At 68.6% G+C, this 26,927-nt stretch carries 23 protein-coding genes and 2 tRNA genes; 8 read left to right on the top strand and 17 right to left on the bottom strand.

The features are described 5' to 3' along the window. Window positions 1-97: 97 nt before the first annotated feature. Window positions 98-532 (bottom strand): phage integrase SAM-like domain-containing protein, encoded by a 435-nt coding sequence (locus VF632_RS18635; protein ID WP_331024443.1) that lies wholly within the window; start codon window positions 530-532, stop codon window positions 98-100. 365 nt (window positions 533-897) lie between these two features. After that, a complete protein-coding gene (locus VF632_RS18630; RefSeq protein ID WP_331024442.1) occupies window positions 898-1,143 on the bottom strand; it encodes a helix-turn-helix transcriptional regulator in 246 nt (81 codons plus the stop codon). Between the two features lie 118 nt (window positions 1,144-1,261). Here VF632_RS18630 and VF632_RS18625 point away from each other — a divergent pair, with 118 nt between their 5' ends. Further along, window positions 1,262-2,500: a tyrosine-type recombinase/integrase gene (locus VF632_RS18625; RefSeq protein WP_331024441.1), complete on the top strand. Its 1,239-nt coding sequence runs from the start codon at window positions 1,262-1,264 to the stop codon at window positions 2,498-2,500. A 388-nt stretch (window positions 2,501-2,888) separates the two neighbouring features. On the opposite strand, the gene VF632_RS18620 is transcribed toward VF632_RS18625, so the two are convergent. The 12 genes from VF632_RS18620 to VF632_RS18565 form a co-directional block, all read right to left on the bottom strand. Further along, window positions 2,889-2,962 (bottom strand) — tRNA-Arg (locus tag VF632_RS18620). Between the two features lie 20 nt (window positions 2,963-2,982). Beyond that, window positions 2,983-3,056 (bottom strand) — tRNA-Pro (locus VF632_RS18615). Between the two features lie 14 nt (window positions 3,057-3,070). Continuing rightward, complete coding sequence (gene rdgB, locus VF632_RS18610) at window positions 3,071-3,709, bottom strand: RdgB/HAM1 family non-canonical purine NTP pyrophosphatase (protein ID WP_331024440.1); 639 nt, start codon at window positions 3,707-3,709, stop codon at window positions 3,071-3,073. Further along, a complete protein-coding gene (rph, locus tag VF632_RS18605) occupies window positions 3,706-4,416 on the bottom strand; it encodes a ribonuclease PH (protein WP_349264014.1) in 711 nt (236 codons plus the stop codon). Before rph ends, rdgB begins: the two co-directional genes overlap by 4 nt. A gap of 4 nt (window positions 4,417-4,420) precedes the next feature. Beyond that, window positions 4,421-4,921, bottom strand: coding sequence for a D-glycero-beta-D-manno-heptose 1-phosphate adenylyltransferase (gene rfaE2 / locus VF632_RS18600; RefSeq protein WP_331024438.1), 501 nt, complete (start codon window positions 4,919-4,921; stop codon window positions 4,421-4,423). Then, the gene (gene hemC, locus VF632_RS18595) at window positions 4,918-5,874 is read right to left on the bottom strand and encodes a hydroxymethylbilane synthase (RefSeq protein WP_331024437.1); all 957 of its coding nucleotides are present in this window, start codon (window positions 5,872-5,874) and stop codon (window positions 4,918-4,920) included. The genes rfaE2 and hemC overlap by 4 nt, the downstream gene beginning before the upstream one ends. After that, window positions 5,868-6,410, bottom strand: a complete 543-nt coding sequence (lptE, locus tag VF632_RS18590) for an LPS assembly lipoprotein LptE (RefSeq protein ID WP_331024436.1) — start codon at window positions 6,408-6,410, stop codon at window positions 5,868-5,870. The genes hemC and lptE overlap by 7 nt, the downstream gene beginning before the upstream one ends. Beyond that, on the bottom strand, window positions 6,364-7,050 hold the full coding sequence (locus VF632_RS18585; protein WP_331024435.1) for a hypothetical protein: 687 nt from the start codon (window positions 7,048-7,050) through the stop codon (window positions 6,364-6,366). The genes lptE and VF632_RS18585 overlap by 47 nt, the downstream gene beginning before the upstream one ends. After that, window positions 7,050-9,083 carry a HEAT repeat domain-containing protein gene (locus VF632_RS18580; protein WP_331024434.1) on the bottom strand — a complete coding sequence of 678 codons (2,034 nt, stop codon included), beginning with the start codon at window positions 9,081-9,083 and terminating at the stop codon, window positions 7,050-7,052. Before VF632_RS18580 ends, VF632_RS18585 begins: the two co-directional genes overlap by 1 nt. Continuing rightward, a complete protein-coding gene (locus VF632_RS18575) occupies window positions 9,080-9,520 on the bottom strand; it encodes a thioesterase family protein (RefSeq protein WP_331024433.1) in 441 nt (146 codons plus the stop codon). The genes VF632_RS18580 and VF632_RS18575 overlap by 4 nt, the downstream gene beginning before the upstream one ends. Before the next feature lie 194 nt (window positions 9,521-9,714). Beyond that, window positions 9,715-9,984, bottom strand: coding sequence for a hypothetical protein (locus tag VF632_RS18570; RefSeq protein WP_331024432.1), 270 nt, complete (start codon window positions 9,982-9,984; stop codon window positions 9,715-9,717). 280 nt (window positions 9,985-10,264) lie between these two features. After that, window positions 10,265-11,884 (bottom strand): carbohydrate binding domain-containing protein, encoded by a 1,620-nt coding sequence (locus VF632_RS18565; RefSeq protein WP_331024431.1) that lies wholly within the window; start codon window positions 11,882-11,884, stop codon window positions 10,265-10,267. A 526-nt stretch (window positions 11,885-12,410) separates the two neighbouring features. Between VF632_RS18565 and VF632_RS18560 the strand changes: the two genes are divergently transcribed. After that, window positions 12,411-15,608 carry a CHAT domain-containing protein gene (locus VF632_RS18560; RefSeq protein ID WP_331024430.1) on the top strand — a complete coding sequence of 1,066 codons (3,198 nt, stop codon included), beginning with the start codon at window positions 12,411-12,413 and terminating at the stop codon, window positions 15,606-15,608. Window positions 15,609-15,640: 32 nt separating this feature from the next. Then, window positions 15,641-16,579 carry a hypothetical protein gene (locus tag VF632_RS18555; protein WP_331024429.1) on the top strand — a complete coding sequence of 313 codons (939 nt, stop codon included), beginning with the start codon at window positions 15,641-15,643 and terminating at the stop codon, window positions 16,577-16,579. Between the two features lie 102 nt (window positions 16,580-16,681). Here VF632_RS18555 and ahcY read toward each other — a convergent pair whose 3' ends face one another. The 3 genes from ahcY to VF632_RS18540 all read right to left on the bottom strand — a co-directional run bounded on the left by ahcY (window position 16,682) and on the right by VF632_RS18540 (window position 20,160). Further along, window positions 16,682-18,124 (bottom strand): adenosylhomocysteinase, encoded by a 1,443-nt coding sequence (ahcY, locus tag VF632_RS18550; protein ID WP_349264013.1) that lies wholly within the window; start codon window positions 18,122-18,124, stop codon window positions 16,682-16,684. Window positions 18,125-18,653: 529 nt separating this feature from the next. Beyond that, window positions 18,654-19,601 carry a metalloregulator ArsR/SmtB family transcription factor gene (locus tag VF632_RS18545; RefSeq protein WP_331024427.1) on the bottom strand — a complete coding sequence of 316 codons (948 nt, stop codon included), beginning with the start codon at window positions 19,599-19,601 and terminating at the stop codon, window positions 18,654-18,656. Between the two features lie 109 nt (window positions 19,602-19,710). Next, on the bottom strand, window positions 19,711-20,160 hold the full coding sequence (locus tag VF632_RS18540; RefSeq protein ID WP_331024426.1) for a PCYCGC motif-containing (lipo)protein: 450 nt from the start codon (window positions 20,158-20,160) through the stop codon (window positions 19,711-19,713). A 234-nt stretch (window positions 20,161-20,394) separates the two neighbouring features. Between VF632_RS18540 and VF632_RS18535 the strand changes: the two genes are divergently transcribed. From VF632_RS18535 to VF632_RS18515, 5 genes are all read left to right on the top strand, one after another. After that, window positions 20,395-22,509: an acetate--CoA ligase family protein gene (locus tag VF632_RS18535; RefSeq protein WP_331024425.1), complete on the top strand. Its 2,115-nt coding sequence runs from the start codon at window positions 20,395-20,397 to the stop codon at window positions 22,507-22,509. Between the two features lie 94 nt (window positions 22,510-22,603). Beyond that, a complete protein-coding gene (locus VF632_RS18530; RefSeq protein WP_331024424.1) occupies window positions 22,604-23,827 on the top strand; it encodes an AAA family ATPase in 1,224 nt (407 codons plus the stop codon). Beyond that, window positions 23,824-24,429, top strand: coding sequence for a DUF4276 family protein (locus tag VF632_RS18525; RefSeq protein WP_331024423.1), 606 nt, complete (start codon window positions 23,824-23,826; stop codon window positions 24,427-24,429). Before VF632_RS18530 ends, VF632_RS18525 begins: the two co-directional genes overlap by 4 nt. Continuing rightward, window positions 24,426-26,093 carry an AAA family ATPase gene (locus VF632_RS18520; RefSeq protein WP_331024422.1) on the top strand — a complete coding sequence of 556 codons (1,668 nt, stop codon included), beginning with the start codon at window positions 24,426-24,428 and terminating at the stop codon, window positions 26,091-26,093. Before VF632_RS18525 ends, VF632_RS18520 begins: the two co-directional genes overlap by 4 nt. A 566-nt stretch (window positions 26,094-26,659) precedes the next feature. After that, window positions 26,660-26,791 (top strand): hypothetical protein, encoded by a 132-nt coding sequence (locus VF632_RS18515; protein ID WP_331024421.1) that lies wholly within the window; start codon window positions 26,660-26,662, stop codon window positions 26,789-26,791. The last annotated feature ends 136 nt before the right edge of the window (window positions 26,792-26,927 follow it).

Here is a 26,927-nt window from a genome sequence, read left to right as displayed (position 1 = left end):
GTCCGCTGAAAGAACAAAGCCTGGCCTGACGACCACCCGTTTCAGACGCTGACGAATTTTCGAGCACCCGACAGCCCGACTACCCGGTCGCTAGCTCTCAACAGCCGTCAACCGCAACTATGTCCGCCACGAAGTTAGCGTGGATGAGCCCCTTACTTCGTGCTCGCTTCAGCATGTTGCGGAGCGCCGCAAGGTACTTCCGCTGCGTGGCCGGACTTAGGTAATTAACGCGCCGGCCGGCGTGGCCAGGCACGTTCCTGACCTCCTCGTGAAGATGCTCTGTGTACGCCGTAACGACGCCGGGGGTGAGTTCGCGAAGGTCGTGAATCCCCTGACGGCGAAAGAACATTCCTGCATGGATGAGCCGCGTACGCAAGAGATTGAGTTCACGCTGCGACGGTCTGCGGCGGCCGACCACCTCCGCCTTGCAGGCCAGGTGATAGCCGATAAAGGACACAATGGAGGTCGGCACCGACACTGCGGCCGCAGCGGCTTTCTCCTCCGCCTCGCGGTTCTCGCGTAGCTCCGCCAATCGGTATGCGAAAAGGATCGCTGCCGTGTTGGGCTGGTCAGTCGCGAACTTCTCCCCAGGTACTCGTAGCGGTTCCTGGCGCCGGCCACCCCACGCAGCCCAACCACCCAGTTCAGCGTACGCACGTCCGCCGATCCAGCGAATGTACGCGCGGGGTTCTGTCTCGGTCGCAGGACGGCGACCCATCTTGCGTCTAGACACGGCGGGCGAGGATGGCGGAGGGGAAACGGTCTTTGCTCCAAGACCAGATACCCCGGGTGACCGTCCGGCGCCGACCGCGGCCGTTGACGAGATCGTGTGCGGAGTTTACATACCCTTTGCGGAGCCGCCAAGCAGCGGGATCTGCCTTACCCGCGCAGAAGGCATCAGTCGAGCAACACGGCCAGTTCGCTCCAGCTGGCCTTCAACCCAGCCAGGAGCCGCAGGACGTTCAGGAAGCTGACATTGCTCTCACCTCGCTCGATTTGACCGACAAAGCTCCGGTCCAGGTGCGCCAGTGCGGCAAGCTTCTCCTGGGTGAGTCGTCGGCGCTTGCGTAGGGTGCGGATCGCCGCGCCGAAGCGGATGAGGTCTGGGTCGGTACCGGCCATAGCCAACGCTATGACCAGCAACGGCTATGCGTCCACGGAGTTTACATACCATTGCTACGAAACCCGAGGTAAGCTCCGCTGGCGGCGGACTCTCGGATCGGGAGCATGCTCGAATCCATTCTGACCAGAAGCGATAAGGATGGCGAGGATCTACTGGCGCAGCCACGGAGACGGTCCCCCACGAGCGTGGGGAGACTTCACGTCGCTCGGGCACGGGCGCGAACCTCTGATCGAGCCCGGATCGCCGAAGCGCCTGGGCACGACCAACTCCACCGTCGTGGCGAAGGTATTTGCGGATCGCGTGAAGGAACTGGAGCAGGTGAAGGTAGACCGCACGGTTCTGGGAGTGGAAAGGCGGATGACCCTCGGCGCGTTCGTCCCTCAGCATCTCGCACTCCGGCGTCAGGAAGCCACGGTCACGGAGCTCTGGCTCAAGGAAACGGGTGCGCGGCTACAATCGGGTGCAATCCATTTCTTTGGCGCCGACCGGCCGCTGCTGTCGATCACTTCACGGGAGGTCCTCCGTTTCAAGATCTGGCTGACGGAGTTTCCCAACGGCCGGGGTGGCACCCTCTCCGGATCGACGCAGCGGAAGTACATCGAGGCACTGAGCGGTCTGTTCACCGCGGCGATCCGCGAGCGCGTCTACAGCGGCCCGAATCCAATCGACGGCATTGTAAAGCCGCTGGAATCTGCACCATTCGAAGAGTGGTTCGAACCGTGGGAAACAGCTGCGCTACTCGAAGCGGCACGCACGTACCGACCGACTGCGCCGGGCCGTCACCTGCCCGAATGCGGCTACGCGCTCCTCGCGTTCATCGCACTCACCGGCTGTCGAATGCGCGAAGCGTTTGGGATCGAGGTGGAGGACGTGGACTTCACCCGACGGGTGATCCGCATTCACCCGAACTCCTGGCGCAGGCTGAAGACGCCGCGCTCTGCGCGCGTGGTGCCGCTCTGGCCGCAACTCGCCGAAATCCTTTCGGAATATCTCGGCGAATTCGGCTCGCGGCTGAACAGACTCCTCTTTCCATCCGAGCGTCTGTTGGCATGTGGGAGGGAGGGATTGATTACGGACTCTCGAAAGATGCTCGACAGGCTCGGCAGTCGCGTGGGTTTCCAGCCTGGGGAGGTGCGCTGGAACAAGCTCCGCCACGGCTATGCGACCGCGCGACTGCAGACGCTCGACAACGGTGCACCGGTGGCGGTGTTCACGGTCGCGCGCGAGTTGGGGCATACAGGCGTGCATCTCGTAGAGCGGATCTATGGGCACCTGGGAGAGGTGCATCACCGCTCGGAGGTAGTGGAGTTCCGCAGCGAGCTGTATCCGGAATGGCTCACCCGACGGCGCACCTCGGAGGACGCAATCGAACAATGACGTGAGCGCGGAGCATGAACGCTTGGCCGCTCCGCTCGAGGTCATCATGGGAGAACCGTCCACACGATTTCACGCACGATTTCACCTGGATGATGGGGGAAATTTGGCGGCTGGGTGCTGAAACTCGAATCTGCGACCTATGGCTTGGTTTTCCGCAGGCCAACAAGCCTCCACCGGCGTAGCACAAGGAGATGTAAACTACGTTGGGAGAACGGTTTGCCGCGGTGTTTATGTGGATACCGTTCCGCTCTCGGGAAGCCCATTCACGAATCTAAGGGTGCGTTTTTACAATTTGGTTCACACAATTTTGCGCACGGAGCCGCTCAAATGGACGCTAGTAACAGAAAAGCCCCCTCCGTAAGTTACGGTGGGGGCTCAACTTAGGGTACGCGCCAGGCTGGACTCGAACCAGCGACCTACGGCTTAGAAGGCCGTTGCTCTATCCAACTGAGCTACTGGCGCCTGTCCTGCTCCGGCTTCAATCGGGGCGCCCGGATTCGAACCGAGGACCTCCTGCTCCCAAAGCAGGCGCGCTACCGGGCTGCGCCACACCCCGTCGAGAAGAAAAACCTATGCCCCGCCTTCACTTTCGTCAACCCCCGCCAGCGCCCGCGCGATCGCCCGCAAGGCTTGGCCGCGGTGGCTGATCTCGTGCTTCCGCCCCGCCGGGATCTCGCCGAACGTCCGCCCCTCGTCCTCGATGTAGAAGAGCGGATCGTATCCGAAGCCGCCCGCGCCACGCGGCTCCCGCAGGACCACGCCCTCGCACGTTCCCGTCCTCACCAGCTCGTCCCCACCCGGCCAGGCGACCGCGACGGCGCAGACGTAGCGCGCCGTCCGCCGCTCGTCCGGCACCTCCGCCAGGAGCTGGACCAGGTGGCGATTGTTGGCCTGGTCCTGCCGCTCGCCGCGCGCCTCGTCCATCGGGGCGAAGCGCCGCGAGCGCACGCCGGGCGCGCCATCGAGCGCGTCGACGCAGATCCCCGAGTCGTCCGCAAGCGCGGGCAGGCCGGTCTTCGCAACGAAGTAGCGCGCCTTGGCCAGCGCGTTCTCCTCGAACGTGTCGAACGCCTCGACCGCGTCCTCATCGGGCGACTCCGGGACGTTCAGCTCCGCGAGGCCGACCACCTTCACCCCGGGGACGCCGGCGAGGATCTCGTGGATCTCCTTCACCTTGCCGGCGTTGCGCGTGGCGACGAGCAGCTTCACGCCAGGGCGGCGCGCTGCAGCGCGTTCAGCTGGCGGATGCCGCCGGACGCGAGCTCCACCAGCTGCGTGAGCTGGGCGGGCGAAAAGTCGCCGTGCTCGCCGGTGCCCTGCACCTCGATCAATCCGCCGCTCTCCCGCGCCACGACGTTCAGATCCACCTCGGCGCGCTTGTCCTCGGAGTAGTCCAGGTCCAGCAGCAGCACGCCATCCACGATCCCCCCGCTGATGGCGGCCACGAAGTGCTGGAAGGGCGACGTGGAGAGGCCGGCCTTGTCCGCCAGCCAGGCGCAGGCGTCGTGAAGCGCCACGGCGCCGCCGGTGATGGAGGCCGTGCGCGTGCCGCCGTCCGCCTGCAGAACGTCGCAGTCCACGGTGATGGTCCACTCGCCCATGGCCTCCATGTCCACGCAGGCGCGCAGCGAGCGACCGATCAGCCGCTGGATCTCCTGCGTGCGGCCGCCGACTTCCTTGCGCTCACGGCGGTTGCGAGTGTTCGTCGCGCGGGGGAGCATGCTGTACTCGGCCGTTACCCAGCCGAAGCCGCTCCCCTTTCGCCAGGACGAGACGCCCTTCTCGACCGACGCCGTGCACAGCACCTTGGTGCGCCCGGCGGTGATCAGGCACGATCCCTCGGCGTACATTCCCACGCCGCGTTCCAGCGTCACCGGCCGCAGCACGCCGGGGCTTCGCCCGTCCGCGCGGGTCATCTCGTCAGCCACTCTCCCCTCCCCCTCTCGCTCGTTCCAGGATGGACGTCGTCGACCGGCCGGGGATCAGCGGAATCACCTCCACCCTGCCTCCCGCGGCCAGCACTTCCGGCGCCCCGACGATGGTATCGACCGTGTAGTCCCCGCCCTTCACCAGCACGTCCGGCATCAGCGCCGTGATGATGGCGTGCGGCGTGTCCTCGTCGAACAGGGTGACCGCGTCCACGCACCCCAACGCGGCGAGCACCATCGCGCGGTCTTCCTGCGGGTTGACGGGCCGCCCCGGCGCCTTGGCCAGCCGGCGGACCGAGTCGTCGGTGTTCAGGCCGACGACGAGGGCGTCGCCCAGGGCGCGGGCCGCGAACAGGTACTCCACGTGGCCGCGGTGAAGGATGTCGAAGACGCCGTTGGTAAAGACGATGCGCCCGCAGCGCGGCTGACCGAAGCGATGGAGCACGTCCTCGCGCGACATCACCTTGTCCGCCGGGTGCACCAGGGGCGTCATGGCGCCGCGGGCTCGGGTGCGGCGGCGCGGGCGCGCACGGCGGCCAGCACCTCCCCCGCCCCGCGCGCCAGCAGCGCGTCCGCCGCGCGCCGGCCGATCGCCTGGGCATCATCCACCGGGCCTGACTCCTGGACGCGGAGGATGCACGTGCCGTCGGTGTCCGCCACCAGGCCGTCGAGGACGAGCCGGTCTCCATCCACCCGCCCCAGCGCGCCGATGGGCACCTGGCAGCCGCCTTCCAGCGCCCGCAGCAGCGCGCGCTCGGCGGTGGTGCAGGCGGCGGTGTGGGGATCGTGGAGGGCGCGAAGCCGGTCGAGCACCTCCGCGCGGTCCTCGCAGCAGACGACGGCCAGCGCACCCTGGCCCACGGCGGGAAGCCATTGCCCGGGATCCAGCGACTCGGAGATCCGGTCCTCCCAGCCCAGTCGCCGGACCCCCGCGGCGGCCAGGATGATGGCGTCGTAGTCGCCGCGGTCCAGCTTCGCCAATCGCGTGTTCAGGTTGCCGCGCAGATCCAGCACCTCCAGCTCCGGCCGCAGCGCCTGCAGCTGTGCCCGGCGCCGGAGCGAGCTGGTGCCGACGCGCGCGCCGGATGGCAGCGCGTCCAGTCCCCCCGTGCGCCCAGGGGCGAGAAGGACTACGTCGCGCGGGTCTTCGCGGACGGTCACCGCGGCCAGGGCCAGGCCGTCCGGCAGGCGGGTGGGCACGTCCTTGAGCGAGTGGACCGCCAGGTCGGCATCGCCGGCCAGGAGCGCGTTGTCCAGCTCCTTGGTGAACAGCCCCTTGTCGCCGATCTTGGCCAGGGGCACGTCCTGGATGCGGTCGCCCGTGGTCCTGATGACGTCGATCCGCACCTCGAGGGACGGATCGGCGGCGCGGAGGGCGGCTTCCACGGCGCGGGACTGCCACAGGGCCAGCTCGCTGCCGCGGGAAGCGATGCGAAGCGCTACCACTGCGACTGCGCTCCCTCGATCAGCCGCTGCACCGCCTGCTGCAGCGCCTTGCGGCGGCCGTCGTCCACGTCCTCGGTGTTGGGGTTGAACGCGCCCAGCGCGGTGATTCCGTTGCCGCGCCAGAGCACCCGGTCGTTCTGCACGTCGTAGATCTCGGCGTCGAAGCTCACCTGCACCTGCGCCTCCAGCCGGCCGATGCGCCCCGAGGCATCGGTGTTGGGGTTGATGTTGGTGGTCTGCTCCTCGGCCGACTTCAGCTTGCCGCGGACGATGGCGTCGGCGTTGGACTGCGACGCCAGGCGCACGCCCAGGCTGCCGGGAAAGCGGTCCTGCAGCTCGCGCAGCAAAAGGCTTTCCAGCCCCGGGTACGGCGTTTCGTTCTCGAACGGCTCGATGTACACGCGCCGGATGTGCTGCGGCAGCCCGCCGCCAGTAAAGCTGTAGTTGCAGCCGGAAAGCAGGGCCAGGAACGCCGTCAGCAGGACGGCGTCAAGTGCCCGGCGGATTCCAGGTCGCTTCGGGAAAGCCAGTGACATCGGTCTGCGACTCCACGGTCAGGTTCAGCGAGCGGTACGCGGCCCAGTCGCGGTAGCGCGCGCTCTGGAGGTTGCCCGCTTCGGAATGTTCGAGGTCGATCGATTCGGCCACGCCGCCGCGCGTGTTGCGGCGAACCGTCTGCAGGCGCCCGCCGCGCAGGCGGTACTCCAGCACGTCGTCGCCCAGCGCGTAGCGAAGGGTGGTGACGTCCCCGTTGACGGAGGCGTCCATCAGCCGCGCGTCGGCCGGCGGGTTCACCACGCCCACGGCGCCCCACAGCAGCGCCGGCGAGGGCAGGCGGAAGCGCTCCAGGAGCAGGGGCGGAACGCGCATCTGCCCATCCACCATCGCGGCGGCCAGGTACGTCTCCCCCCGCGGGCCGAACAGGTCCAGCCGGAAGCGGCCGGGTGCCACGTACCGCGCCGTACCGCGGCCGCGGAAGCGTGCGCCGGCTTCGTCCAGCTCCCAGCCGAACTGCGCCTGCCGCGCCGACGCGGGCGTGGTGGAGCGGATGGCCTGGGCGGCGACCGGCGCGGGGTCGGGCGCGGCCTGGCCGGGCGGCGGAGCGGTGGACGTCGCCGCGGGGGCACAGGCTGCCACCATGACGGCGAGCGCGGCCGCGGCGTATCGAACTGCCATCAACGGTTCTCCCGGATTCGAATGATGCGGTCGCCCGGCAGCAGGCGGTCGGCCACTTCCATCCCTCGCACCACCCGTCCGAACACCGTGTAGGTGGCGTCCAGGTGCGGCTGGGGCGAGTGGGTGACGAACCACTGGCTTCCGCCCGTGTCGGGGCCGGAGAGCGCCATGCCGAGCGTGCCGCGCAGGTACAGGTTGCGATTCAGCTCGTCGCGAATCACGTACCCCGGACCTCCCGAAGTGTCCCCGCGCGGGTCGCCACCCTGGATGACGAAGTTGGGAACCACGCGCGGCCACTCCTGCCCGTCGAAGAACCCATTGGCGGCCAGCGACAGGAAGCTGTTGACGGTCTGCGGCGCGTCGCCCCCGAACAGTTCCAGGTGGATGTCGCCGCGGCTGGTGACGATGGTCGCGCGGCGGATGCCCCTCCGCTCCACCTCGGCCATCCGCTCGTAGTCCGCTGGGGACCGGTTCGTCTCGATGGGCAGTGGCGCGCCCCAGGCGCCCGTGAGCGTGTCGCCCCAGGCGGCGTTCACGCGCTGGCGGACCAGGTAGTCGCCGGAGCGGGGGAAGCGGGCCAGGAATCGAGCGGCCGCGCCGGGCTGCTTCTTGTCGATCGCCGCCACCGCGTCCACGGCGGCGAGCGCCGCGTCGTTCAGCGTGTCGGTCTGGGCGCGCTGGTAGGCGTCGAGCACGGCGGGAAGCGTCGCCGGGTCTGCCAGGCGCGCCAGGCCGGCGAGCGCGTTGGTGCGAACGATCGCGTCCCGGTGCGCCAGTCCCGCCATCAGCAGGTCGCGGAGGGGTCCCACGCTGTCGCCGGCCGCCGTCAGCGCCTGCTCGATGGCCGCGGCCCCGATGCGCGGATCGGGGTCTGCGGCGAACGTCATCAGGCGGTTGTTGCTCGGACCCTCGGCCTCCACGAGGGCGCGCACGGCCGCGGCGCGCAGCCTCCATTCGGGCGACGTCTCCAGGCCGCGGGCCACGTCGGCCGCGCGGGTGGAATCGACGTCCGCCAGCGCGGCGAGCGCGGTCTGGCGGATGAAGACGGGGCGCGAATTCGACTGCGCAATCTCTCCCAGGAGGGTGGCCGCCGACGCCGCGTCCCTGCCCAGCCGCTGAATGGATTCCAGCGCGGCGATGGACTCGTGCTCGTTGCGGGGGACTCCCGCGACGGCGCTCAGCACGGCCAGCGTTCGCGGACCGGGAAAGGTCCCTAGCGAGCGGAGTGCGTTGATCCGCGGCTCGTACGCCCCGTCGTTCGCGATGATACGGACGAGCGCGTCCTGCGCCGCCGTTCGTCCGATCCCCGACGAGTCCGCCATCGGTCCGGTCAGGCCGCGGGCGGCGAAGGAGCGGACGAGTGGATCGGCGTCGCCGACGTGGGGAAAGAGCGCGGCCGTCGCGCGCGGCTCCGCGCGCCGGGCGAGTGCGTAGGCGGCGCGCCAGCGGATTTCGGGATCGGCCGAGCGCAGCCAGGGAGCGATCGCGTCCACGGGCGTGGGGCGGCCCTGGCGCCAGATGGCCAGCAGCGCCATCCCCACGGCCTCGCGCACCCCGGCCCCTTCGCGCGGCGCATCCGTCAGCAGCCGCTCCAGCGCGGCGCGGGCCTGCGGATGGCGGATCTTGCCCAGCGCGTACGCCGCCTCGCCCACGACCGTCGGGGCGACCGCGATGCGCGCGGGATCGGCGAGCGGCGCCAGCAGCGGCACGGCCGCGGTGTCGCCGATCTGCCCGAGAGCGAACGCGGCGGTGGCAACGACGGCGGTGTCGGCGTCGCTCAGCAGCGCGCCGAGCGGGGCGATCGATCGAGGGTCGCGGATGCGCCCGGCCGCCAGCGCGGCGCGGCGCCGCAGCGGCGCGGAGGGGCTCGCCAGCGCCGCCTGGAAGACGGCCGGATCGTATTCGCGGCGGTCTTCCAGCCGCAGCAGCGGGGCGACGGCGGAGGGCGTGGGCTGGGACGTGCCTCTGCCGGCCGCGGGTGCACAGGCGGCGAGCGGAGCGGCGGCCAAGGCGAGAGCGTAAACGATTTTCATACGGGCTCCGGGGCCGCGGCGCGGCGGAAGGCGTCGAGCAGGTCTGCCGGCAGCTTGCGCGGCGCGCCGGCGCGGTCGATGGCCGTCAGCCCCGTACGCGCGGTGCACAGGCGCGTGGTGGTGCCGTCGTCCTCCACCCGCTCCACCAGGTAGGTGAAGGAGACGGCGCGGGAGCGGACCTGTTCCAGCGTCGTCGTCACCCGCACCAGGTCCTCGTAGCGGGCCGACGCATGGTAGCGCAGGGTGGCGTCGGTGACGGCCAGCAGCACGCCGTCGCGCTCCACCTGCGAGTACGGCTTCCACAGCTGCCGGATGAGCTCCGTACGCCCCATCTCACACCAGGTAAGGTAATTGGGGTGGTAGATGATCCCCATCTGGTCCGTCTCGGAGTACCGTGCGCGGAACTCCACGGTGCACCACTGCGGGCTGGGCGGCATTCGCTGCGCGGGCTCGGGACCATGGATGCCGGAAACGCCGACGATTCTACCCGGCGAGCCGAGGCGAGTCAAACGTCCAGGACGGAAATCGAAACGGGCAGCCCCTCGATCGAAGGGCCACCCGTCTATCTGCATCGACCAGCCGTTCCGGCGGTCCCCGGAATCATTCGCCGGGACCTGTCAGTGGCTGCGTCTCACCTCCCGTAGCGCACCGCCCGGTGCCGGGCGGGAGCCATGATCACGCGCCGTGGCCGCACCGCGGTGCGAACCAGCCCCAGGGTAAGCAGCACCAGCCCAAGCGTGGCGGCCGCGACTTCGGGGCGCCCCAGCAGCAGCGCCAGGAGGCATGCCGCGAGAAGGGGAGAGGCGTGAAGGAAGGTGATCGACCACAGGTTCGCGCGGGAGGTGCTCTTTCCGCGCCGGGCCTGGGCCACGAGCCACTGCAGGCGTTCTCGGTCGTCCATCGTTCGGGTTGTGCTGCCGGCGCGCGGTCCGCGGCGCGACTTGGTGGTCGGCGCCCCGCCGGCGGTCATTTCTGCAGCCCGGGATTGTCCCGGCTGTCGTGGACCGCAGCGGATCCGCGGACGTTTGCCGCGGATCCTCCATCCCCCGCGCCCAAACGGGCGGCGGCGGGACGGAACTGGTACCCCGATCCCGCGGTGCGGGTTCGGGGCACCTTGATTGTAATCGCCCGGCGCGCGGCGCGCCAGCCACCCGCGATCCGGGCGTGCCGGCCTCAGCCGATCAGGTCCACGGGCGGTCCTGCACCAGGCGGAACTGGTCCAACCGGAACCACTTGGCGCTGGTCTGCGGCGCGAAGACGATCCCCCACACTTGTGTAAGTGTCAGCCCGTCGTTCGGGGTGGACGCGTGCGGCTGCCAGCTGCCGCGCGAGAACGCCGTCCACGGAACGTCGATGTAGCGCCACCCGATGAAGTTGTCGCGGAAGCTGAACACCCACCGCTCGGCCGTGTCCACCCCCTGCAGCGCAGGGTCGGCGCTCCGGTTGTCCTGCAGCTCGACGGAAACCACCACGCCGGCCCCGGCGTTCAAGTCACGCCCGTTGCCGTAGTACCAGAAGCCGATCCCCTCGGTGTTGCCGATGCCCGTGCGCGTCTTCCAGTTCTGCGGCGCGGAGTACCAGCGGCCCACGCCGCCCCAGCTCCCGGACGCGACGGAGTAGTCCACGCGCAACCCCGATCCTTCGTCAACGGCCGTGCCTCGATGCGCCTCGCTGCCCGGCGGCACGGTGCGCGTTACCGTGGATCCCGGGCCCTGGTACGTGAACCAGCGGTCCAGCGCCCCGGAATCGAAGTCGTCTACGACCTCGTGCCCGGTGCTCACCGACGTGGCGGCGTTCTGAAAGAGGATGGTGTAGTGCCGCGCCCGGTCCAGGTAGCAGCCCGCCTCGCGCACGCGGGCCGCGTCGTCGCGCTGCCCGGCGGGAGTCAGGCACGCGCCCCCGACGGTGGAGTTTCGCACGTGCTCCACCCACCCGCTCCCGTGCATCACCATCATCGAGTCTACCCACGGGTAGCCGCGATTGAAGCTCGCGGCGATGATGTCGAACAGCTCGGTCGCGTTCGGGGGTCGGCCGTAGACGTGCGCGGCCAGTTCCGCGTACGACAAGTAGCCGCTGAACTCCGCCTTGAGCGCGATGTGCCTGTCGTCGCGTAGCCACGACCGCGTAGAGCCGTTGACCTTGTGCGTGCCCAGCCAGATGTTCTCGAGCTGCTTGAGGTGGTAGACGAGTGCCCGCGTGGTCTTCATGGGATCCGCGAGGTACGATCCCGAGAGGCTGACCGAGTCCTTATTCCCCATGTTTCCGCGCACGTACACCGTGCTGTCCACCTGGCTGTGCATCCACGTGAACGCGGAGTGGTAGCGAATCTGCTGGAGCAGCTCGTCGTCGGAATCGGGCCCCATCTGCGCGTAGCCGTAGGTGCCGACGCCACCCTCGTACACGTGCGGGTCGAAGCCGCTCTCGATGGCCAGGATGGCAGCCACGAAATTCGGGTTCAGGTTCAGCCGGCTGTCCTGGGCCCATGCCTGCAGCGAATCATCCACCGCCCCGTCGTAGAACGCGTTGTAGAGCGGCCACTTGGAGTCGGCGATTCGCAGGTAGACGCTGTCGTTGTTGAGCGGGTTCAGCGTGGTGAATGCCCGGCGGGGAGCCCAGCCCAGCCAGTAGTCGCCATTTGCGTACAGCCGGGCCTGCGGATCGGTCGCCACGCTGCCGGAGAAGCGCGGGCCGGTGCCCGGCGCGATCGGCGCGGACCCGGGCTCCAGGGGTCCCGCATCGTCGGTACAGGCGGAGAGCAGGGCGGCCCCAAGGGCCAGGGGAAGGAGGATACGACGGCGCATGGTTGCCTCCTGCGGGCAGAACTTGTCTCCGGGCCCGGCCGGCGGATCTGCCGCCCGGGCGCTCTCACCCAGAGAGCTTGGTCCGGGGCGCGGATGCAAACGCGATGCCGATAAATACTTAATCTGACACAAGTTACGGTGACTTGGAGAAAAAGCATGTTTCGCGGGCGAACGACAATGCGGGTCAGGATTGCTCCCCCGCCCCGCTCCGCTTGGGCGCGCGATGATCGTTGCATCTCGCTCCGCCCACGGCGACATTGGGACTCGTGCGGGGGGAACGTCACAAGCCTCACCTCGCCCGCCCCTTCCGAACACGTCCCGAGCAGATCACCAGGCGCACGTCCCGGAACGGCTTGGGCTCGCGACGGGTGCGCTGCACATCGACGTCGGCAAGCGTCCGGATCGAGCCACCTGCCCTCGCCAGCCGGCACGTACGGGCTGAAGATGCGTTCGACGCCCACAATCTTTCCAGCCTCAACGCTTGCCGCCTCCGACCGACCCGAAGCGCGTGTCCTCTCCACGGGTGTTGCGTGAAACCCTGCCCTCGTGGCGCTGCGGCCTGCTCGGGGCCGCACTGGTCGCGGCGTTTTCCTGGTTCAGCGCCGCCGCGGACGACGCGACGGCGAGCGATCGCCTGACGAACACGCTGCTCCGCGAGCGTTTTACAAGTGGACGGCTGGCCAGCCAGGATGCGTGGCAACCCTGCATCACGGCGGATACTGCCGCGCTGGTGCCCGACATGAAGTGCAGCGGGCCGCCGCGGCCGGGCACGCGGCGTTTCGTGCGCATCGACGCGGCGGGACGCGCCACGCGCCAGCTCCGCTCTGCCTCCTCCCCGGCGGCCATCCGCGCCGGGGCGCTTCTCGACCTTCGCTGGGCGGACATCACTCCGTCGGCGGTGGACCGCGCGGTGGAGTCACTGGAGCGCGCCCGGCGCGCGGCACCCGATGATGTTGCCGTCCTCAACGACCTTGCCGTGGCGTACCTGGAGCTTGGCGAGCGTGACCAGCAGCTCATGCCCATGCTCCGGGCGCTGGATGCGATCGGCCGCGCGTTCGAACGCGATTCCACGCACCCGGCCATTCTTTTCAATCAGGCACTCATTCTCCAGCGCCTTTACCTGGTAGACAGTGCCGAGCGTGCCTGGAGACAGTACCTGGCCGCCGAGAGGGATCCCCATTGGCGAGCGGAGGCCGAGGCCTACGCAGGCGCGATCGGGCAGGTGGCCGACGCGGTGTCGTGGACATCGTACCTCCGCTCCCCGCCCTCACGCATCGATTCCGTGACCCGGACCAGGATCGCCGCGCGGGTCCGACAGTCTCCCCAGGCCGCGCGCGAGTTCGGTTTTCCGCTCCTCGGGGCCTGGGGAACCGCGATCATCGACGACGACCAGGCACGTGCGGCCGCTCTCCTCACGGTGGCGCGTGAGATTGGGGGCGCGGCGCGGTCCATGGAACTGGACGGAAGCGTTGCGCTAGCGGTCGGGGTGATCGACGACGCCGCTGGAGATTCCACTCGCCTCCACGCACTGGCCCGGGGGCACGTCGCACTGGAGGAGGGCCGGCAGCTTTACGAGGCACGGCGGTTTCGCCGCGCCCTGGACGCACTACGGCGGTCCGAACGGCTCCTGCGGGACGCCAACACGCCCGCAGCGCGCTGGGCGGCGTTCTACCGTGCCGCTTCGGAGGTGAGCGAGAACGAGTACGAGATGGGGGACCGGATCTTCGCGCGCCTCGTTTCGGAGGCAGGACCCGACGAGCCGGCACTCGGGGGGAAAGCCGTGTGGGCTCTTGGCCTCAGCCAACTGCGGCGCGGCAACTACGACGAGGCGATCCATCGTTATCACGAGGCGAAACCCTCGATCGCGAAGGCGGGCGAAACCGAGAACGAGGGCGCGGTGGCCGTGCTCCTGGCCGAAGCATTCGCGCTGGCCGGGCGGGAGGAGGAAGCCAGCGCCGAAGCCTATCGTGCGCTACGGATTCTCACCCCATTCCGTCGCTCCGGGTTCTTGAACAATCATCTCGCAATCGTGGCGTCGTTCTCACGCGATGCGGGGCTCAGCCATGCGGCGCTCGGCTTCACCGACGAGCTGGTGGGGGTGGCCCGAGGCATCGCAAAGCCCACGACCCTGGCCCTGGCCCTCTGCTCCCGTGCCCGCGACCTGATGGCGACCGGCCGGCGTCAAGCCGCGGATGCGGTGCTGAACGAAGCGCTACGGTGGGCCGACTCCATCCCCGGGGATCGCGGGGGAGACCGGGTGCGCGCCCGCGTCGTCCTGACGCTGGGCCAGCTGATACGGCAAAGGGACGCTCGGGCGGCGCTGCCGATCCTGGCCGGTGCCGTGGATACCTACGCCGGCTTCGAGACAGACCTTCTGCTGCCGACCGCGCTGTACGAGGCAGCCACGGCCGCGAGGTCTACGGGCGGCCGGGAGCAGGCGCGCCAGTGGCTGCACCGGGCCATCGACTACATCGACAGGCAGCAGGCCTCGTTCCGGGGAACGGAATCCCGAACAACGTTCTACGAGACGGTCGAGAACGTGTTCGACGCCGTCATCGAGCTCGAGCTGGAAGAACATCGGGCGGAAGCGGCGTTCGATGTCCTGGAGCACGGACGAGTCCAGGCTTGGCCTAGAGGCGGGCGCGGCGCCGGTTCGCCGGGCGCGGAACGGGCTGCGACCAGCTTGGCGCGGGTGGCGGCGTCACTTCCGGATGACATGCTTTTCGTGGAGTACGCGTTGCTGCGGGATCGGCTCGTCATCTGGACGGCGACCTGGCGCGAGACGAGGCACTACGCTGTCGCGGTTTCGCGGGACTCCGTCGCGGCCCTGGTGGATGCGTTCCTGCGAGACGCCGGTGCCGCATCCCCCGCCGGAGATGCGCGCACACGCCTTTTCGAGTTGCTCATCCGGCCGTTCGCGCGCGAGTTGGAGGGGATTCGCCAGCTTACCGTGGTTCCCGACAGGGAGTTGAACCGGCTGGCCTTCGCCGCGCTCGTGGACCCTGCCGATGCGCGCTACCTGGTGGAACGGTATGCGATCCGCACCGTCCCCAGTGCCGGCTTCTACCTCGCGGCTTCGGCCCGGCGTTCCGGCACGGTCGGCCGCCGGCGAGCTCTGGTCATCGGGAATCCCAGCCTCGAAGACGATCTGGAAACCGGTGCCCTGCCCACGCTGCCGAGCGCGGCCCGCGAAGCGCAGATCGTCGCCGGGCTCTATCCGGAAAGCGTGCTCCTCAGCCGCGGCCACGCTCGGCGGGCGAGGGTGCTGGACGGGCTGCCCGCGTCCGGCGTCTTCCACTTTGCCGGCCACGCCGTCTTCAACCCGGAGCAGCCCGAACAGTCGTACCTTGCCCTCGCCCCCGACCAGCCGGGACGCCCCGGAACCCTGCGCGCGTGGGAAATCGGCCGGATGCGTCTCTCTAACATACAGGTCGTCGTGCTGTCGGCCTGCAGCTCGCTAAGCCCGCGGGCGAGCCGCACGGGTGCAGTCGCCGGGCTGGCCTTCAGCTTCCTCCGCGCGGGGGCACCTGCAACGGTCAGCACGCTCTGGGACGTGGACGACGGGGCCAGCGTGGAGTTGGTCGTTCGCTTCCATCGTCTGCTCGCCGCAGGGACGCCCGCACCGGAGGCCCTCCGCTTGGCGCAACTTGAGGGACTGCGGTCCACGCGGCCCGAGTTGCGGGTCCCGCGAGCCTGGGCGGCCTTCGTATACACCGGTCCGTAGTCGTAGGAAAACCTCCATTGAAGGGAGCCACGATGGCGTTCGAACTTCGCGTCGAGTTCGCGGGGCCTTGCCTGTTCGTCGTACACACGGATTCAACCGTCACGCCCGCGGTTACCCAGGAAGTTACTGTCCTGATGCCTGACGCTCGGGCATCCAAACACCCGAGTCCACCCAAGCACCTGGACGAGGATGACGCGCAACCTCATATCGGCTTCCTCCGCCTAGACTTGGCCCAACTGGATCGGCGATTCCCACGCAGGACGGGGAAGGACGATCCGAAGTACGAACTCGTTCATCGCTTCGATCGGCAGGTCGTGGAGTTCGCTGGCGTGGAGGCCGAGCCCATCCACGACCTTCCGGAACTGGCGTACCCGGACTTCGCCCGCATCGCTCCCAAGGGCCAGAAGTTCGCGGTGGAACTCCTGGACAACGTTCTGGAAGCCGCCCCCCCTCCCGCGCTGCTCATGCGGGCCAAGCTGCGTGGCGGCCGCTTCGAGTCCAGCCCCCGACGGAAGTGGGTGATTCCACCCATCCTGAATACGAACGGCAATGAGTACCAGGGTGATTTCGGTTCGGACATATGTTGGATCCGCCACATCGACGAGGACTGTCTGACCATCAGGATCACCGACTTCGATGGTTCAAACATTGAGGCCGAATTCGACCTGGGGCCGTTCGCCGCCGGAGAGGAAGTGACTGTCGTGATGGGCAACCTTTGCTGCGACAACCCCCTCGGCTGGAACAACATTGCCCGGCCAGACGTGCCGGATGTCGACGACGACTTCAAGTGGCTGTACCGACTGCTCCGCACTAAAGGGAAATCCACATTGGAATTCCCCGGCAAGAAGCTACCCGCGCCCATAGCTGTGAAACGCCAAGCCGCCAGCGATCAGACCTCGCGTTCCACCGAAAAGCTGCCGATCTTGACCAGCGAAGAGGCCTGCATGGGAGGAAAGATCACCTTCCCCTGACCTGGGATGGCTACGATACTCAGCGAGCAGGAAAAACGGATCGGCGGCCAGATTGGCCGCCGATCCGTTTTTCCATCTGGACCTGCTCTGGGCAGTTCCCGCTTAGTACCGGTAGTGGTCCGGCTTGTAGGGGCCTTCCACCGGCACGCCGATGTACTCGGCCTGCTTGGGCGACAGCTCGGTGAGCTTTACGCCCAGCTTGTCCAGGTGCAGGCGCGCCACCTTTTCGTCGAGCTTCTTGGGAAGCACGTACACCTTCTTCTCGTACGCCGAGTTGTTGGTGTGCAGCTCGATCTGCGCCATCACCTGGTTGGTGAAGCTGGCGCTCATCACGAACGAGGGGTGGCCCGTGGCGCAGCCCAGGTTCAGCAGGCGGCCCTCGGCCAGCATCATCACGCTGTGCCCGTCGGGGAAAACGAACTCGTCGTACTGCGGCTTGATGTTGATGCGCTCGATGCCGCCGCGCTTCTTGAGGCCGGCCATGTCGATCTCGTTGTCGAAGTGGCCGATGTTGCCGACGATGGCCTTGTCCTTCATGCGGGCCATGTCGTCCACCGTGATGATGTCCTTGTTGCCGGTGGCCGTGATGAAGATGTCGGCCGACTCCAGCACCGCGTCGAGCGTGGTGACCTGGTAGCCTTCCATCGCCGCCTGCAGGGCGCAGATGGGATCGATCTCGGTGATGATCACGCGCGCGCCCTGGCCCTTGAGCGCCTGCGCGCAGCCCTTGCCCACGTCGCCGTAGCCGCAGATGACGGCCACCTTGCCGGCCAGCATCACGTCGGAGGCGCGCAGGATGCCGTCGGTCAGCGAGTGGCGGCAGCCGTACAGGTTGTCGAACTTGCTCTTGGTGACGGAGTCGTTGACGTTGATGGCCGGGAACAGCAGGGTTCCCGCGTTCATCATCTCGTACAGGCGGTGCACGCCCGTGGTCGTCTCTTCCGACACGCCGCGAAGCTCGGCGGCGATGCGCGTCCAGCGGCCGGGCTCGCTGGCGATGGTGCTGCGCAGCGTGTCGAGGATGATGCCCCACTCCTCGGGCTCGTTCTCGGCGTCGAAGCTCGGGATGACGCCGGACGCCTCGTACTCCACGCCCTTGTGCACGAGCAGGGTGGCGTCGCCGCCGTCATCGAGCAGCAGGTTGGGGCCGCTGCCGTCCGGCCAGATCAGCGCCTGCTCGGTGCACCACCAGTACTCCTCGAGCGTTTCGCCCTTCCAGGCGTACACCGGCACGCCCTGCGGATCGGTTTCCGTGCCGTTCTTGCCGACGACGACGGCGGCTGCGGCATGGTCCTGCGTGCTGAAGATGTTGCACGAAACCCAGCGCACGTCGGCGCCCAGTTCCACCAGCGTCTCGATGAGAACGGCGGTCTGCACGGTCATGTGCAGCGAGCCCATGATCTTGGCGCCGGCGAGCGGGTTCTTGCCGCGGTACTCGGCGCGCAGGGCCATCAGGCCGGGCATCTCGTGCTCGGCCAGGCGGATCTCCTTGCGGCCGAAGTCGGCCAGGGAGATGTCGGCCACCTTGAAGGGCTCGCGGCCCATCTCGCGGGCGGCGGTGAAGGGGTTGCTGGTAAGTTCGGCGACTGCGCTCACGTAAGCTCCAGGGACTAGGGAAAAGGGAATAGCCGGATCGGCTATCGGTTACGCGTTACGATTCTGCCACACACTCTGTCATCCTGAGGCCCAGGCGCGCCTCACACCGGCTCCTCGCGGGCCAGTCTGTCATCCTGAGGCCCAGGCGCACTGCATTGGCCCGTACACCAACCCTCGCGGGCGAGTCTGTCATCCTGAGGCCCAGGCGCACTGCACTGGCCCGTAGTCCTGACTTCGCGGGCCGAAGGATCTAGCCTGAACAACTTCCCGGCCCGGGCGCGGCAGCGACTCCAAGGCTCGGGAATCGGATCGCCGGCGGCCGGGCTCGGATGCCGGGCTGTGGAGCCGCCTCAGGCCCTGCACGGGCGAATGAATTCGCTGCAACGACCACACGATGTCCACCTTCGTGGACTGCCTGCTTTCGTGGGCGTTCGGCTGTACGGCGCGCCCTTGCTTTCGCACTTCCGCTCTTCCGCACTCACGCACTCCGTCTTGCGCTTGCGGCGAAGAGCGTGGGGCCCTTGGCGGCGGGGTCGGGCGGCAGGGGGACGTAGCGAAAGGCCGTCAGCCCCGCGTCCGCCATCCATCCACCCAGCCGCTCCGACTCGAAGCCCTGCCACACGTGCCCCATCGCCTGGCGGTACTCCTCGCGGTCGTGCGGCATCATGTCTACCACCAGCAGCCGGCCACCGGGCTTCAACGCGCGGGCGGCCTGGGCCAGGGCGTCCGCGGGCTCCGCGACGTAGTGCAGCACCAGGAACGCAACCGCCGCGTCCAGCGTGCCCGGCTCGATGGGCAGCGACTCCAACTCGCCCTCGCGCACCTCCACGTTGGGCGTGCCGGCCAAGCGGGCGCGGGCGGCCTCGAGCATGGCCGGCGAGCCGTCGACCGCGATCACCCGGGCGACGAAGGGGGCCAGCGAGGCCGCCATCTGCCCCGTTCCGCATCCCAGGTCGCCCACCGTCCACGCCTCGTCCACCAGGCCGAGCAGCCCCAGAAGGTCCGCCCGCCGTCCGAACAGGTCCGCCCGCAGCCGGTCCCACTCGCCCGCCGCGGACGAGAAGAACTCGCGCGACCGGGTGCTGCGCTGGGCCAGCACGCTCCGCAGCCGCTCCGCGTCCTGCGCGGCTCCGGCCAGCTCGGCCACCTCGCGGCGCACCAGCTGCCAGAGCTGCCGCGCCTCGGCATCCAGCCGGTCGGCGGGCATCCGGTAGCGGCGGCTGGTGCCCTCGGCCCGCGCGCTCACCCACCCCTCGTCGCCCAGCAGCTTCAGGTGCCGGCTGACCGTGCTCTGCGGAAGCTGGAGCACCTGGCACAGCTCGCCCACCGTCAGCTCGTGCCGCTCCAGCACCAGCAGCAGCCGGCTGCGCGTAGCATCGGCCAGGGCCGACATGCGATCGAAGATCGCGGGGGCGGAGACGCTCATCTATCCGTTCATCCGGCTGGAAAGATATATCACGTTGGGTCCGCACGCAAGCGAGCCCCGCGAATGGATCTCGCGGGGCTCGCAGCGGGGGCGGACGACGACGGGCAGATCAGTCGCCGTAGCGGTCGTCGATCGCCTTGCGGATCTCCTCCAGCGACTTGCCGTCGGCGTGCATCTCCCCGGCCATGCGCGCCTCGCTCTGGCAGATGCCGCAGGTGGTGGCCATCCGGTTCTCGAAGCACTCCAGCAGCGAGCGAAGCTCGTCGCGCTCGTGGCAGTCGCAGTGGCAGTACAGCGCGTCGAGGATGGACGGAATCCGTGCCGCGATGGTGTAGGCGTCGCGCGCGCTGCTGGGCACCACCTCGCCCGAGAGCACGCCCTGCCCCGAGATGCCTTCGCGCGGGGCCGGGTGATGCCCGTGGGCCTTCGGCGCCTGTCCATGTTGATGCGCGTGATCCTGCGCCCGCGCCGGGTCCGGCACCAGCGCGCACAGCACCAGCGCGGCGAGCACGGCGGGCGCGCGAACGGACGCGCGGAGGATGGAAGCGATGATCGGCATTCGACTTCGGAGGATCAGGGTACGCGTGGATGATAACGTCTCGCGTTCGTTTCGCCCACTCCCCGTGGTGGATCCGCCGCGTGGTGCGGTGTTGTAGTCATTGGTCACCCGCATGTTCCCTCGCCCGGTCCCCCGGCGATCCAACCTTGGTGCCCTGCCCCCGGCCACGTAGATTCCCACCTCGAAGCGGACCCACAATCCGCCCCTCACGCACCGACGCACTCCCGCACCGCCTTGCTCGACGCCGTTCTCCGCCCCCGCTCCATCGCCGTCATCGGCGCGAGCCGAAAGCCGAACACCATCGGCTACCAGATCCTTGAAAACCTGGTCCGCCACGGGTTCAGCGGGGCCGTGTATCCCGTGAATCCCACGGCCGCCTCGGTGCACTCCATCCGCGCGTACCCGTCCGTCGACGCCATTCCCGACGAGGTGGACCTGGCGCTGATCGTGGTCCCCAAGCAGCACGTGCTCGGCGCCGCCGAGGCGTGCGGGCGCAAGGGGATCAAGGGGCTGGTGGTGATCTCGGCCGGCTTCGCGGAAATCCGGGGCGCGGGCGTCGAACGGCAGAACGCGCTGATGGAGATCGTGCGCCGCTACGGGATGCGGCTGGTGGGCCCCAACTGCATGGGCGTGCTGAACACCGCGCCGGGGCTGTCGATGAACGCCACCTTCGCGCCCACGATGCCCCCTGCGGGGCCGGTTTCGTTCATGAGCCAGTCGGGGGCGATGGGCGTCACCATCCTGGACTACGCCGCCGAGTACGGCATCGGCATCTCGCAGTTCGTGTCCGTGGGCAACAAGCCCGACGTCAGCGGCAACGACCTGATCCAGTACTGGGCCGACGACGAGCGGACGGGCGTGATCCTGATGTACCTGGAGAACTTCGGAAACCCCCGCCGCTTCACGCAGCTGGCCCGCGAGATCACGCGGAAGAAGCCCATCATCGCCGTGAAGTCCGGCCGGTCCCGCGCCGGGGCGCGCGCCGCCTCGTCCCACACCGGCGCGCTGGCGGGCACCGATGCCGCCACGGATGCGCTGCTGCGGCAGTGCGGGGTGATCCGGGTGGACACGGTGGAGGAGATGTTCGACCTGGCGATGGCCTTCAGCCACCAGCCGATCCCGCGCGGCAACCGCGTGGCCATCGTCACCAACGCGGGCGGCCCCGGCATCATCATCGCCGACGCGTGCGAGGCGCACGGGCTGGCGGTGACGGAGCTGACGGAGGAGACCCGCGCCACGCTCGCCGCCCACTTCCCCGAGGAGGCGTCGCTCGCCAATCCCGTCGACATGATCGCCAGCGCCACGGCGCAGAGCTACCGGATCGCGGTGGAAGCGGTGCTGGCGGACCCCAACGTGGACGCGGTGATCGCCACGTTCGTCCCGCCGCTGGGCGTGCGCCAGGAAGACGTAGCCGAGGCCATCGTGTCGGTGGCCGGCGGCAGCGAGAAGCCGGTGATGGCCGTGCTGATGGGCCGCGAGGGGCTGCCGCAGGGCCTGGCCGAGCTGAACGCGGCGGGCATCCCGGGCTACCGCTTTCCCGAGTCCGCGGCCCGCGCGCTGGCCGCCATGTACCGGCAGCGAGAGTGGCTGGAGCGGCCTGTGGGGCAGGTGCGCGCGTTCGACGTCGACCACCGCACGGTGGCGGAAATCATCGCCGCCGCACGCGGCGAGGGGCGCGCGAAGCTGTCGGAAACGGAGGTGATGCGGGTGCTGGAGGCGTACGGCATTCCCGTCGCGCCCCATCGCGTCGCACGCTCGGCGGACGAGGCCGCCGAGGCAGCGCGGGAGATCGGCTGGCCGGTGGTGATGAAGGTCCTTTCGCCGCGGATCATCCACAAGTCCGACGTGGGCGGCGTGGTGGTGGGCGTGGAGGACGAGGCGGAACTGCGCGCCGCGTATCAGCGCCTGACGACGGAAGTGCCGGAGCGCGCCGGGATCGACGCGGGCGAGGTAGACGGCGTGCTGGTGCAGAAGATGGTGTCGGGCGGCAAGGAAACCATCATCGGCATGACGCAGGACCCGCAGTTCGGCCCGGTGCTGATGTTCGGGCTGGGCGGGATCTACGTGGAGGCACTCAAGGACGTGGCCTTTCGGGTGCAGCCGGTGACGGACGTGGACGCGGCCGAAATGGTGAGGTGCATCCGCGCGTTCCCGCTGCTGGAGGGCATCCGCGGCGAGCCCGCGTCGGACCTGGGCGCCATCGAGGAGGCCGTGCAGCGCGTATCGCAGCTGGTGGCGGACCACGACGCCATCCGCGAGCTGGACGTGAACCCCTGGCTCGCCTTCCCCGAGGGCGGCGTGGCCGTCGACGGCCGCATCCGCATCTCGATCGGTCCGGCGAGCTGCTGAAGCTCTCGCGTTCGCAGCAGGCGAACGGTATCATCTGCACATCCGTGACGCAGGCCGTGCTGGCCCGCGTCCGCTGCCCCACGCACGGAGCGAAATGCCTGCCGACCAGCACGACGCTTGTTTCATCGAGCGGGTGGTCCTCCGCAACTACAAGAGCATCGCGGCCTGCGACGTGAGGCTGGGGCCGCTCACGTTCTTGGTCGGAGCGAACGGGTCCGGAAAGAGCAACTTCCTGGACGCGCTGCGGTTAATCCCGGATGCTTTGCGCAACGGGTTCCCCCATGCGTTGCGCGAGCGGGGCGGGGTTATAGGGGTGCTCCCGCGCCCTATTCGGAGTTCCACCCGCTTCGGCATGCGCTTGGACTTTTTTCTTCCGAGTGGGCTAAGGGGACACTTCGCGTTCGAGGTCGGAGGCCCCCCCGCGCTCCCTGTTATCTCGCGGGAGGAGTGCTTCATCTCCGGAGCGGGGGGCGACGAGCATTATCGTGTGCGCGCAGGTGAAGTTCTCGGCTCTACATTACCGCTCGCACCCAGCGGAGTTTCTGATCGGCTCTATCTGGTGAATGCTTCGGGTAGTCCTGCGTTTAAGCCGGTTTTCGATGCACTCTCTTCCATGGCCTTCTACAACCTTATTCCAGACCGGATGAGGGACTTGGTAAGACCCGATGGCGAGGACTACCTGGCTCGGGATGGAGAGAATCTGTCGAGCATTCTGTCAAGACTCAACTCAGAGAGTCCCCAAGCAAAATCCCGAATCGAGGCTTATCTTGCGCAGGTTGTGCCCGGGTTTACCGGGGTGGCTGCCGTCACGGTTGGAGCCCGGGACTTATTGGCCTTCCGGCAGCAACTTGCCAGCGGCACTAGCGACCAGTGGTTTACGGCAGACAGCGTTTCCGACGGAACGCTGCGGGCACTTGGGATATTAGTCGCGCTGTTGCAGGGCCGACCCGAAGATCCACGCCCGATGCTGGTGGGAATTGAGGAGCCGGAGACCGGACTGCACCCGGCGGCCACAGAGGTTCTTCTCGACGCCTTCCGCGAAGCGGGAGAGTTTCGCCAGATCATTGTAACCAGCCACAGCCCGGATCTCCTAGACACCACGTCCATCTCGGATTCGGAGATCATCGCCGTCGTGGCGGAAGACGGCAGATCGTCGCTCGGGCCGTTGGACCAGACCGGCCGTTCGGTGCTTCGCGACCATCTCTACACCGCTGGCCAACTGCTGCGCATGCACCAGTTGCGACCCGGCGCTGAGGCATTCGGGTTGGACTCGGACGAGGTCGACCTTTTTGGCGTGCGTGAGAGCGCTGATCGATGATCCTGCCCATCGTCGAGGGGCACGGCGAAGTAACGGCCGTGCCGCTGCTGATCCGCAGGATCGTCACCGCGTACGCCGCAGAGGCCTACGCGGAAGTCGGCAGGCCAATCCGCATCAAGCGCAACGCCCTCGTGCAGCCCGGCGGGATCGAGAACGCGATCGAACTGGCCGCGCGGCAGACCGGGCCTGGAGACGGCCTCCTGGTGCTGATCGATGCGGACAAGGACTGCCCGGTGGATCTCGCGACGGAACTGCTCCGCCGAGCGCAACGCCAGCGTCCGGACCGCTCGATCCGTGTAGTAGTTGCCAAGAGTGAGTTCGAGGCGTGGCTCCTGGCGTCGGCACAGTCACTTGCCGGACAGCGTGGGTTGCCGCAGGACCTCGCTCCGCCACCGGAGCCCGAAGCGGTTCGCGATGCCAAGGGCTGGCTCAGCGACCGCACGCCGCGCGGGCGCAGCTACAAGCCGACTGTCGATCAGGCCGCGCTTACGCAGATCTTCGACCTAGACCAGGCTCAGGGCGCCCGATCGTTCCGCAAGTTCATCAAGGACGTGCTGGAACTCGCCCGCGGTCCTCACCCGCCCCCACCCGCCAACGCATGACCCCCGCCGAGCTCTACGACTTCATCCTGGACCTTGCCAGCCGCGCCGAGCGCCGGGGCGACTGGGGCCGCCCCGGCCCCATCGCCGACGAGGTGCAGCGCCACGTGATGGACGTGCTGTTCACCATCGCCCGTGCCGACGGCGACATCAGCCGGGCGGAATCGGCTTTTCTCGCCGAGCTGCTGGCTTCCGCCTCACCGTCCGAACAGGCGCAGCTTCGGGAGATGGTGACGGGCTTCGGCCGGGCGGGCCCGGGCTCGCTGCGGCGCGTGCCTCACTACTTCCGCATCCTGGTGGCGGGCGACCAGATGCGCGGTACGGTGAACGCGGCGAACGTGGCGGCGTGCATCCGCGAGCTGGGGCTTCACCTGCTGGCCGCGGACGGGCAGAGCCTGCCCCAGGAAGTCGCGCTGCTGACGGAGCACGTGTCGGTCCTGCAGACCGCCGTCGCGGAGGCCGGCGTGCAGCAGCCGCGTGCCGAGGGGGCGAGCGAGAACGCGCTGGCCGGCACCGAGGTGCTGAACCCGTCCGCCGGCCAGGCCGAGGCGCATCCCTCCCTGCAGCCGCAGCCGGCGCCCACGCCGCCCGTGCAGGCCGACGAAAAGGAACAGGTGCCCCCGGCCCACCTGAACGACCTGATGGCGAAGCTCCACCGCCTGGTGGGGCTGGAGCGGGTGAAGAAGGAGGTGGAAACACTCGCGAACCTGGTCCGCGTCCGCAAGATGCGGCAGGAACGCAAGATGACGGTTCCTCCGATGACGCTTCACATGGTGTTCACCGGCAACCCGGGGACGGGAAAGACCACCGTCGCGCGCCTGCTGTCGGAAATCTTCCGGGCGCTGGGCGTGCTTTCCAAGGGGCACCTGGTAGAAACCGATCGCTCCGGGCTCGTGGCGGGATACGTGGGGCAGACCGCCATCAACGTCGCCGAAAAGGTGCAGGCGGCGATGGGCGGCATGCTGTTCATCGACGAGGCGTACGCCCTGGCCAGCAGCGACTCGGGGCAGGACTTCGGGCGCGAGGCGGTGGATGCGCTGGTGAAGCTGATGGAGGACAACCGCGCGGACCTGATCGTTGTCGTCGCTGGCTATCCGGAGCCGATGGAGAAGTTCCTGAACAGCAACCCCGGCCTGCGCTCGCGCTTCAACCGTTTCCTGCAGTTCGACGACTACGCGGGCCCCGAGCTGTTCGCCATTCTGGAGCGCATGTGCGAGGAGCACGGCTACTGGCTGACCCCGGCCGCGGCCGAGCATGCCCGGCGCGTGTTCCAGGAGATGTACGACCAGCGGGGCGCCAACTTCGCCAACGGCCGCGACGTGAGGAACGCGTTCGAAAAGGCGCTCGCCCGCCACGCCAACCGCGTCGGTCCGATGACGGACGTGTCGGATGAAGTGCTGTGCACCCTGCACCGCCCCGACTTCGGCGGCGGCGCCGAGCCGGCACCGGAACTGGAGCCGGAGGCGGTGGTGGCGTCCGCGGAGGAGCCAGTGGCGGAGACGGGTTCGGAAGGGGCAGCGGAAGTCGATGTGGAGCGCCTGGCGAACACGGAGTCCGGGGCGCGGGCCGGAACAGAGACGGAATCGGCGCTGGATGCGGAAGCGGACGCTGCTGGACCATCGGAAATTCCCGCGGAGGCGGTCCGGCCTGTGGACCCGTCCGCCTGATCGATCCGCGTACCTCGATCGCGGTTCGACGGGGCTGCGGCGCATTCCGCGGCCGCCCCCTCTCCCGGCCTCTCCCCCGCAAACAGCGCGGGAGAGAGCCGGGAGAGAGGAGCACTTCAATCCCGGTTCGACGGGCTGCCGCTCACGCCTCGGGAGCCCCCTCCCCCCGGCCCCCGTCCCCCGCTTCGCAGGGGAGGGGGAGAAACACACCGCTTGCGTGACGTGCGCTTCGGCTGGCTTGGTGCGATCAACTGGCTCCCTTCCCCCGCGCAGTTTGCGGGGGAAGGGTTGGGGTTGGGGGGCGCCCGCCCGAGCACCGGGCTCGGCCCGACGCCCCCAACCCTGAAGTGTACCCCCTCTCCCACGCTGTATGTGGGAGAGGGTCGCACGCGTGTCCGCGCGGCGGGGTGAGGGCCCCACGGCAGCCGGGGCCCGCCGCGCATGGGCCGACGAACCGTAGTGTCAGCGAGGATGGGTGAGGGGCCGCGCATCCTAGCCGGACGGCGGCGCCCGGTGTATGTTGTGCGCCGACTTGCTGACCTGGGACAGAAACCTACGAGGGACATATGGCTGGCTGGGGCACGCTCTTCCGCAATATCGCCGTGTTCGGGCTGCTGGTGGTGGTGGTGTATTTCGTATGCCTGTGGATGATCCGCCTGGAAGACCGGCGCACCGCCCGCAAGGGGCCGCGGCTCTAAACCCGTCATAGCCCGCGGCCGCTTTCCGGCCATATCCACCCGGCGGGCGGCCCCTCTTTCGCCGCTCCGTCCCGCATCAGCGCTGGCCCGCACGGGCCGGCGCTTTTGTCTTGTCGTGATTCGAATCATTGCGTTT

Origin of the sequence: Longimicrobium sp., assembly GCF_036388275.1 — a bacterium.
Taxonomy (GTDB): domain Bacteria; phylum Gemmatimonadota; class Gemmatimonadetes; order Longimicrobiales; family Longimicrobiaceae; genus Longimicrobium.
This window is presented reverse-complemented; position numbering and strand designations above follow the sequence as displayed.